This is a genomic window from Photobacterium sp. OFAV2-7 (genome assembly GCF_022347985.1).
Taxonomy (GTDB): Bacteria; Pseudomonadota; Gammaproteobacteria; order Enterobacterales; family Vibrionaceae; genus Photobacterium.
The window spans coordinates 1-8363 of the sequence record NZ_JAKRFQ010000122.1 but is presented as its reverse complement, the minus strand read 5'-3'; the positions used below and the strand labels follow the sequence as shown (position 1 = coordinate 8363).

At 43.6% G+C, this 8363-nt stretch carries 10 protein-coding genes; 5 read left to right on the top strand and 5 right to left on the bottom strand.

Annotated elements, in window-relative coordinates; all coding sequences use genetic code 11:
* The 3 genes from MHN01_RS09295 to MHN01_RS09285 all read left to right on the top strand — a co-directional run.
* The coding region (locus tag MHN01_RS09295) for a hypothetical protein (protein WP_239411096.1) at nucleotides 1-725 on the top strand (725 nt) is incomplete at its 5' end.
* Between the two features lie 138 nt (nucleotides 726-863).
* The gene (locus tag MHN01_RS09290; RefSeq protein ID WP_239411095.1) at nucleotides 864-2279 is read left to right on the top strand and encodes an MFS transporter; all 1416 of its coding nucleotides are present in this window, start codon (nucleotides 864-866) and stop codon (nucleotides 2277-2279) included.
* A gap of 126 nt (nucleotides 2280-2405) precedes the next feature.
* Nucleotides 2406-2702, top strand: coding sequence for a MipA/OmpV family protein (locus MHN01_RS09285; protein ID WP_239411094.1), 297 nt, complete (start codon nucleotides 2406-2408; stop codon nucleotides 2700-2702).
* 359 nt (nucleotides 2703-3061) lie between these two features.
* On the opposite strand, the gene MHN01_RS09280 is transcribed toward MHN01_RS09285, so the two are convergent.
* The 4 genes from MHN01_RS09280 to MHN01_RS09265 form a co-directional block, all read right to left on the bottom strand.
* Nucleotides 3062-3631, bottom strand: a complete 570-nt coding sequence (locus MHN01_RS09280) for a hypothetical protein (RefSeq protein ID WP_239411093.1) — start codon at nucleotides 3629-3631, stop codon at nucleotides 3062-3064.
* 116 nt (nucleotides 3632-3747) lie between these two features.
* Nucleotides 3748-4284, bottom strand: coding sequence for a DUF6817 domain-containing protein (locus MHN01_RS09275; RefSeq protein ID WP_239411092.1), 537 nt, complete (start codon nucleotides 4282-4284; stop codon nucleotides 3748-3750).
* Nucleotides 4285-4424: 140 nt separating this feature from the next.
* Nucleotides 4425-4715, bottom strand: coding sequence for a hypothetical protein (locus MHN01_RS09270; RefSeq protein WP_239411091.1), 291 nt, complete (start codon nucleotides 4713-4715; stop codon nucleotides 4425-4427).
* Between the two features lie 443 nt (nucleotides 4716-5158).
* Entirely contained in the window at nucleotides 5159-5818 is a 660-nt protein-coding gene (locus MHN01_RS09265; protein WP_239411090.1) for a DUF2726 domain-containing protein, read from the bottom strand.
* Between the two features lie 344 nt (nucleotides 5819-6162).
* On the opposite strand from MHN01_RS09265, the gene MHN01_RS24650 reads away from it, so the two are divergent.
* Entirely contained in the window at nucleotides 6163-6552 is a 390-nt protein-coding gene (locus tag MHN01_RS24650; protein WP_370646477.1) for a DUF3653 domain-containing protein, read from the top strand.
* A gap of 367 nt (nucleotides 6553-6919) precedes the next feature.
* Here MHN01_RS24650 and MHN01_RS09260 read toward each other — a convergent pair whose 3' ends face one another.
* A complete protein-coding gene (locus MHN01_RS09260) occupies nucleotides 6920-7864 on the bottom strand; it encodes a hypothetical protein (protein ID WP_239411089.1) in 945 nt (314 codons plus the stop codon).
* Between the two features lie 96 nt (nucleotides 7865-7960).
* On the opposite strand from MHN01_RS09260, the gene MHN01_RS24525 reads away from it, so the two are divergent.
* Complete coding sequence (locus MHN01_RS24525) at nucleotides 7961-8092, top strand: hypothetical protein (protein ID WP_255725121.1); 132 nt, start codon at nucleotides 7961-7963, stop codon at nucleotides 8090-8092.
* Nucleotides 8093-8363: the final 271 nt, after the last annotated feature.

Genomic DNA, 8363 nt, shown 5'->3' with positions numbered 1-8363 from the left:
GCAAATGGTTCGATCGTATTTACGGACCGAACGATGTTGTTGTCGGCCGTGACGAGTGCTGGCTGGATGTCAATGCCTGGGCATTGCTCTGTGGTGCGGCTACCGACGAGCAGGCCAGACTGGTGATTGATAACTTCAGAAAAGACAGTCTAAACAGCCCGCTGGGTGTCCGCGCGATCTGGCCGCACAACACAACCGGTGAGGAAGCCTACGGTGGTGTCTGGTACGTACTCAATATGGTTCTTATCTGGGCGGCGAATAAATATGATCCTGACTTTTCATTAGAGCTGTTCCGAAAAACTTCGCTGTCGAACCATACCCAGCACTACCCATCTATCTGGGAAGGGGTGCTATCGGGTCCGGATTGCTGGAACGGACCTGAATCCAAGCGCCCGGGCCGTACCTGGGGAGCATGGGGCGAGCAGCTGGCCAGTGAAGAGATCGCCGATGATGACCCGCGCGCAGGCATGTCGATGATGTCGGCCCAGAGCTTCCCGGTCGCCAATACCCACAGTCATGCTTCGCCTATCATGTCTTACATCCGCCTGGCGGGTATCGAGACAAGCGTTGAGGGGCACCTGGTGATCACGCCGGGAATCGGCTCGTTTGAAAGCCCGATCCTGTGTGTCAGAAAAGACGGTTCCGGCTGGATTAAATCTGACCATGAAATCACCGTGGAATCGGTAAACGGCAAGTTCACCGGGACAGGGACGGTGACGTTCTGATTTCTCTTGCTGTCACTCTAGCCCTCTGCCTGTCGCAGAGGGCTTCACCGGCTCAACAGAAAATTCTTGCTGCCACGGTAATAAGAGGTGACTGGCTGACAGGACGTTCGAGCCGTATTCGATAAATACGAGGGTACTATGTCAACTCAAGACAGTTATAAGCTATCGTTCAAGGAAAAAATATCGTTTTGCCTGGGGGATGTCGGTAACAATTTTGCCTATCAGATGGTGGTTATCTATCTGCTGATCTTTTATACCGACGTTTTTGGCATTTCGCCGCTGGCAGCCTCGACCATGTTTCTGCTTGCCAGGGTATGGGATGCAATCAACGACCCGATCATGGGCTTCATTGCCGACAAGACCAATACCCGCTGGGGTCGCTTCCGCCCTTATCTCGGGTGGATGGCGATACCACTGGCGATGATGACCGTGGCCGTCTTCACGGTGCCGTTTGAGGGCATGTCGGAAACCAGCAAGTTGATCTACGCCTATGTGACCTACATTGGTTTCGGCATGGTCTATACCGCCGTTAACGTACCCTATAACTCGATGATTTCGGTCCTTTCTGAAAACAGCATGGTCAGAACCAAGCTGGTCAGTCTTCGCGCGATCATGTCGATGGGGGCTATCTTGCTGATGTCCGGCGTCCCGGCCTATGTCGATATGCTGGGCGGTGGTGATGATAAAACCGGTTACCAGCTTACTGCGGTTATTTTCGGCTCTCTGGCGGCGTGTTGTTGTCTGGCCACCTTTTTCTTCTGTAAAGAGCGGGTAGATATTACCACCCATAAAGGAACAAAGCCGCCGAAGCACAGTTTAGGTGATATTCTGCGCTCCTTCTTTACCAATAAGCCGATGCTGGTTCTGGCCGGGGTTGTCTTGTTGCTGTTCGGCCTGAACGCGATTCAGACCTCTGCCGGTATCTACCTATTTAAGTATTTCCTCAAGGCTGAGGAGATGTTTACCTTGTCGATGATTATCCAGCTCTTCTCGGCCATTGCCGGTATCATTATTGCCCGTATCCTGGTCAATAAGATGGACAAAAAGTGGGTGGTGTTTATAGGCCTGGTACTTGCGCTGGCCCGCGGGCCCGCTTTTCTGACTATGGATGTTACAACGATATTGGCCATATCGGCCCTGGCTGGGATCGGAATGGGGATGGCATCAGGCATTATCTTCAGTTTTGTGCCTGACTGTATCGAATACGGTGAATACAAAAATGGCTTCCGTATCGACGGGATCAGTAACGCTATTATCGGCTTCTTTAATAAGTTTGGTATGGCACTGGGCGGGATCATCCCGGGGGCTATCCTCGAGTTCTATGACTATGTGCCCAATGTGCTTGAACAATCCGATCTGGCAATGACGGGATTTGTGCACCTCGGGGTGACGATTCCGACACTGCTTGTCGCCAGCGGTGCGCTATTGATGGCAGCCTATCCGCTGACCAGGGATAAGCATACCGATATTGCGGCGTTCCTGAGTTCCAAGCGCCAAAAAGCCCGTGATGAGGCGATGGTAAAACTTGAAACCGGTGAGGTACAGCCAGTCTAGCGATTTATGATTGTGGGCCGGACGTGCCCACAATCATCTTTTTCATCAAAAATAACATCCACTGTATTTTATTTTTTGTCAGTTCTGTATATCATTCGCTTCCATTTTAAACATCGTTCCATTTCTATGAAAAAACATGCGCTACTGGCGATGCTTGGTTATGCCTTCAATAGCGACAAACTGAACAACCACCTGTACGGCGTATCACAATCGGAAGCTGAGCGTACCCGGTTTGATGCGTTTGACGGCGGCTGGAGCGGGCAGCTTTTTGTCGGGCTGAGCGCGTATACCCACCTGACAAGAAACGTCAGAGTGATTGGCTCTGTCCGCTATAGCAAGCTCGATAGCGCCTTGGCTGACAGCCCGATCATTGAAAATGATGATTCGGTATCAGGCACACTAGGGGTGGCTTATGCCTTCTGATGTAAGTGTTGGTGAGAGATGAGCGATAAAAGTATCACTGGGCATTATAAAGGTAAGGCAATCCGTTTCCGGGCGCGCGAACACATGCTCGATGTTAAAAAACGCTTCATGGAAGCATATTAGAAGCAGGTTGCCGAGACCGTGAAGCTGACTGCTAAACCCTAAAGCTGTTCATCCCGGATTTGAGCCATTGTTGTTAATCAATCACTGTATATCGAGTTGAAGATTCGTTTACATACGTAGCTTCGTTGAACTTTATTACTCGATAACCATCCAGGTCCATCCCCCCCGAACCCACCAAGCCTGTTGAACACCAAACCAAAAAAGCTGAGTGTAATGTGTCACACTTGGTGGCCTTGTTATGAGTAATTCTGCTTAATGTGATTGTACAACCACTCTCTTTCAATTTCGGTTGCCGATTTTGCTATCTCAATTCGGTGGGCACCCTTATCAACTGTAAGGCGATTACCTTTTTCTGATTCCCGTAGCGATAATGACTTAATCTCTTCAGCACTAATTTCAAAACGCTTGGATTTTGCAAACAAGTCCTTTATATACTCCATTTGAGAATTTCGCTTGTCATTCATACGAAAAGGTGGAATACCTGTATCTATAGATAGGCTTGGCTTGTTAAGTAGAATCTTCTCTGGAACTGGCTTCCTAAATAAGCGAATAATCGTGCAAACCACCAATACGCCAGCAACTGTCCATGCGGACAGCCAAAACATTAAAAAGAGCGAAAATTGTCCATCTAATAATTGTGTTAATGCACTTTTAAAACCTAGAAACCATCCACCTAACCATAGCAGCATGAATACTGCAGAAAAGTAACTACTATGGCCTGTATCAGAATATTTAATACCGATGAGCTCATAGCCATTTAGATTACCAATTTCAACATTACCATCTTGTGGTAGTTCTTTTTTCATGTTAACTCCTAAATTTCCCTTGATTCATAACGCCTGCGATAAGGTGCTCAACTTACCAAGCGCACCGAACTTCAAACCAAAACCACCGAGTGCAACGGATCACCTTGATTGCTTTGTTATGCAAATTCACTAAGAGCTGTCTTATAAGCCAAACACGCCTCGGAGCTTAGATAAGTTTTCATACTCTCGAATAGCTTCCATAGCTCCAGACCATACTTACTCTTGAAATCATCGCTTGCATACACAAGCTCTAACTCATTAGCTACGGTAAGCTCACAAAACAACCTTGCTCGCTCAGCAGTTATCATGAACTTAGTGCCAGTAAATCTGTCTTTGAATTGGATTTGGTCGGATTTACCAAATTGGGGAAACACAGAATCTCGATCACACGAGCAATATAAGTAAACCAAAGCTTCTGCTTCAATACCTATTACATTTATGATTTCTTGCCGTTGAGTTAAAGAAACCATGTTTGCATCAAAACCAGCAGTGCCATAAGCGGCATGAAAAAGCCCAGCAGCTCTTAATGTTTTATTCGCTCCCCAGCTCGCAAGAATAGACTCTGTTCCTTTCAAGTGGGCTTCCAATGAACCATTTAGGTGTTGAAAATCACCAGCACCCAACGATTGGAGCTTCTTAAATTGTTTGTCCATAAACCTTTTCCAATATTCGCATAACGCCTGCAATAAGGTGCCCCACGCAGAACTAACAAAACACACTGAATTTCATACTAAAATCGCCGAGTGTAACGGGTCACCTTGATTGCCTTGTTATGAGTTTAGATGCGCGTGATTCACTCAATATCTAACGAATCCTTAACTTCAAGGATTAACTTAGCAACAGCTAAATCATGATCCCTCGATAGCTGTAGACCCATATACTGAGTTGACTCTGTTAGATACTTGCAGATTTCTTGTGGTGATTTGCTTTGCATCACCAAGCTAAATACTTGCGGTAAATAAGACTGGTATTCATCTCTTGCCCAACCACTATCTGATACTCCGATTGGGTCCCACTTGTAATAGAGAATCTCATCAATTCTTTTATATAACTCTAGCTGTTCCGGAGGTAATTTATGCCCCATAATTCTTCTTTCCTATAATACCCAGCAGTATGACTGGATACTTTATTAACTCATAACATTTTATTCTACGAAATAGAGTCGTATATCTAGCCATCTTCATATATTGGCAGATATAACACCAATTGCGCTAAGTTGCTGATCTTTATCAGAAAAATCATCAGCTCAGCTTCATATTGTATGCTGTCTTATATTTTACACAGTCATAGTAAGAAAACCATGCAGTTATACCGTGAAAGTTTCAACGGATTAAGCCGCAATTTAGAGGACAAACAGTCAACATATCCAGAGAAGCTGTCCTTAAAGGGGAACAGTAGAGCTTTCCTTATAATTTGTGTGTTTATACAGTTACCTGTGGAGAGCTGGCGACATGGGGAAACCTAAACTTTACAGCAAGATGCTTAAGTCCAGGTGCCCGGACATTTTAAAGCGGTATACACCGCTCACTAACTTTCACTCATATATCGGCATTTAGGGTAGCTTGAGCAACCTAAGAATGATTCACCTTGGTTCTTGCCTCGTTTAGCTACTCGTTCAATTAATGCTGATCCGCACTTTGGGCAAGCCTGGAAATCGTCAGTATCTGAAGTAGGGGATTCAGCTGTCGCCATATATGCTTCAAGTTGATTTCGAATATCACTGATCAGGTATGCTCGTCTGGCACCGATTTTGACTAAAGGGATTTTTGCTGAAGTGAAGGCTTCTGATAGAAAGGCATCGCGTTTAACCCTCTCATCTTTTTGGTGGCTGGAATCGTCCAGCTCAACAGCACATAGAACAGATAGAGTATTTATATCGCAAATGACAAAGTCGATGTGTTTTGCCGAAATTTTATTGAAGGCCTGTTGCCATTGAGAGCGACTAAGCCCACTTTGAGGCTTAATAATATCTGCAACTCGAACTTTACCGAATACCACATACTCATCTTTGAGAGCTTGCGTTAGTACACCATAAAACGAGCGTTCCGCGGCAGTAAACAATGCTCCAGTACTTTGATAGTTTGACGAGTCCTGCCTCAAAGTCCTTTTTTTGAAAGTCTTAGCTTTAATTAAGAGAACCAACAGAACAAAGACAGCAACTACCAGGTATAAATTTGGAAATTCCACAGACAGCCTCACAGCATAAGAACAAATTACCAAGTCAAATATGCATCTGTTTGTGTATAGGGTCAAATTTGGGTCTGAGTGCTGTGAGATAGGTTGTCGACCGACATTCAGATGCATCTTCTCTGATAGTGAAGCCGTTTCTATGGCTGGAAAAGTAAATATCGACCAGAGAGAAGCTTTGCTGGGCTGTTACAGTAACTTTTTGAACGCCTGGGCGGGTTATGACATTTCAACTTTGGAAGACGTTCAAGTGCGGATTATGATTGTCTTATGTTAAACGATTAATTTGTTAATTTTTCCGCAATAAGCAATATGCACTGTGTTTAGTATTCGGTTTCTCATTAATGATAAATTGCAAGAATGTCACAATGTCCAAAAAATTAACTAATAACTACATTTTCAGAAAATTCACATGCGGTCTGTCTAAAATAGAGACCGCTAAACTATGTTTCAAAAATGTGAGGACCATCACGTGCTGGGACTCGGGCCAGGAAATACCTCCTGAATGTAAAAGGCTAATGAAACTGTACTGTTGTCGTGATCTTGAGGCGATCAATGAAAATTGGCGAGGCTGGAAGATAGTAAAGGGGAGATTGGTTACGCCTAATGGTTGGACGCTAACACCCGACAGGATAGTAACAGGGAACGCATTACTGGAAATCAATGCAGATCATGATAGGTATTCAAAGGCTGTGATCATGCAAACAGCAAGGCTATTGAGAAACTTACCGTAAGTTGTACTAGCCCTTGGTCTCTCTGTTTCCCCAACTAGGAATCACAATATTAAACAATGTGACGCTCACTTTCGGAAAACGAGCATTGATTGTATAAATTCTAGGGGCAACGGTGTTAGCCAAGTGCAACTAACTCCTAAAGTGACAAAAGTAGTTCCGGGTGGCTAAAGCAAACATCACCCTTATTTTCCTATTGGTGCTCATTGTATGGCCTGCAGAAATCCCAATAACTTCGAGCGTATGTAAAACACTACGAATTAAAAAGGCTTGTGAGCAAGCTTTTTCCATCATTGATCTTTGTTTACCTGTAGTCATCTATAGAGATGGTCTTATGATACTACTGCATCAGCTAAGCAAGCCAATTGACCTACCCAGCCCGAAAACTTCCCTGTCCTAACTTGTCATCTTCGGTGAGATTCTTGCTATTCCGATATTTTTCGAACATTGTCATAAAGTCATCATTAGAAAGTAATTCGTATAAAAAATCGTCATCGTTAATAGCAGAACTTAGTACCAGTGCCTTAAATTTCGGGTTTGACATATAATATTCTTGCATCTTTATTGTTTCCTCAGCACTCAAGTTCGCGATCAGGCCTAACACACCTTCCGCTGTACTGCTATCACTAAATAACTGCTCATATTTTGTTTTCGTGCTTTGAAAGGTGATATCAATCTGGTGATATTTCTCTTTCATATCATCAATATTTGTGGATAAAGACTTAATTTCCTCCCTTAGTTCAGTCTGTAATTCAGCAGATGAATTCAATTGAGACTGTAAGTGATTTTGCTCAATTTCCGCTGACTGACGAAGTTGCTTCTGGTGTTCTAATTCTTGAACCAAGTTATCTTTTTGAGACTTAAGAGTACTTCTTTGAGCATCCCAATCATCTAAGTCACGGCTCAATCTATCACGCCAGTACTCTAAACTAGATTCAGCTTGAGCTTTGCTTGCAGCTCCAAGACTTTCATACTTATGTTTTTGTCTATCGTGCTGTGCTTCAAGCCTAGCTCTGTCAATTTTTTCGTGCTTGGCTTTGTCTATATGGTGCTGTATCCAAGGTAACCCAAATGTGTAGGCCAGTGCTAATAGTGCTGGATAGGCAAAATTCTTCAGTATCGAATTTGCCCATGATGCCAATGTGTAATCTTGTGTATGTTTTAATACCTCTAATTTCATTTCAGGACTGCTATAGAAAAAAGTCAGTATTTCTGTGTGGTTTACTGCGAACCATGCAAGAATAAATGATCCAAGAATAGGCGATTTAAGTCTATTAGCTGCCGCCTGTGTAAAAGCTGATACGAGTTCTTTCATTATTTTTTCTCGTGAGTATTGAAAGGGTTAGATAGTATCACAGATTAATAATTGGTAGGGTCAAGTATTGTCTTGTTTTATTTATGGCAACTCAACATGAACAGAGCGCTCATGTTGAGGCAATATCTCAAATCGGAAGTTTCCTACCGTGAAGATGCCGTACTGAGTGAAGATATTTATAGCCACCATGACAGTCAATGGCGACCTATGCCCAGCACGCTTGGATAGGCCATCATACCCAAAACCTTTCCCCCCGTATTACTAGACGGGGTAACCAAAAAAGCGCACTAAATACCATATCGAAACGAAGGGTAAAACACATTACCTGATTGTATCACGTTATTTGAACGAAAATTTATCATTGCAATGATGTGAAATTCTATCAATCATTTTAACAAATAATTTCGTTGCTCTCCAAAAATCATCATTTGAAAATGGATAATAACCTTCCTTATCAACATTAATCCCAACTTCTTTTGCTTTCCTTAAATAAGTATCA

Excerpts from the sequence above, each read along its gene's own strand:
- MHN01_RS09290 (WP_239411095.1), top strand. The coding sequence starts at position 864 with ATGTCAACTCAAGACAGTTATAAGCTATCGTTCAAGGAAAAAATATCG.
- MHN01_RS09285 (WP_239411094.1), top strand. The coding sequence starts at position 2,406 with ATGAAAAAACATGCGCTACTGGCGATGCTTGGTTATGCCTTCAATAGC.
- MHN01_RS09280 (WP_239411093.1), bottom strand. The coding sequence starts at position 3,631 with ATGAAAAAAGAACTACCACAAGATGGTAATGTTGAAATTGGTAATCTA.
- MHN01_RS09275 (WP_239411092.1), bottom strand. The coding sequence starts at position 4,284 with ATGGACAAACAATTTAAGAAGCTCCAATCGTTGGGTGCTGGTGATTTT.
- MHN01_RS09270 (WP_239411091.1), bottom strand. The coding sequence starts at position 4,715 with ATGGGGCATAAATTACCTCCGGAACAGCTAGAGTTATATAAAAGAATT.
- MHN01_RS24650 (WP_370646477.1), top strand. The coding sequence starts at position 6,163 with ATGATAAATTGCAAGAATGTCACAATGTCCAAAAAATTAACTAATAAC.
- MHN01_RS09260 (WP_239411089.1), bottom strand. The coding sequence starts at position 7,864 with ATGAAAGAACTCGTATCAGCTTTTACACAGGCGGCAGCTAATAGACTT.
- MHN01_RS24525 (WP_255725121.1), top strand. The coding sequence starts at position 7,961 with ATGAACAGAGCGCTCATGTTGAGGCAATATCTCAAATCGGAAGTTTCC.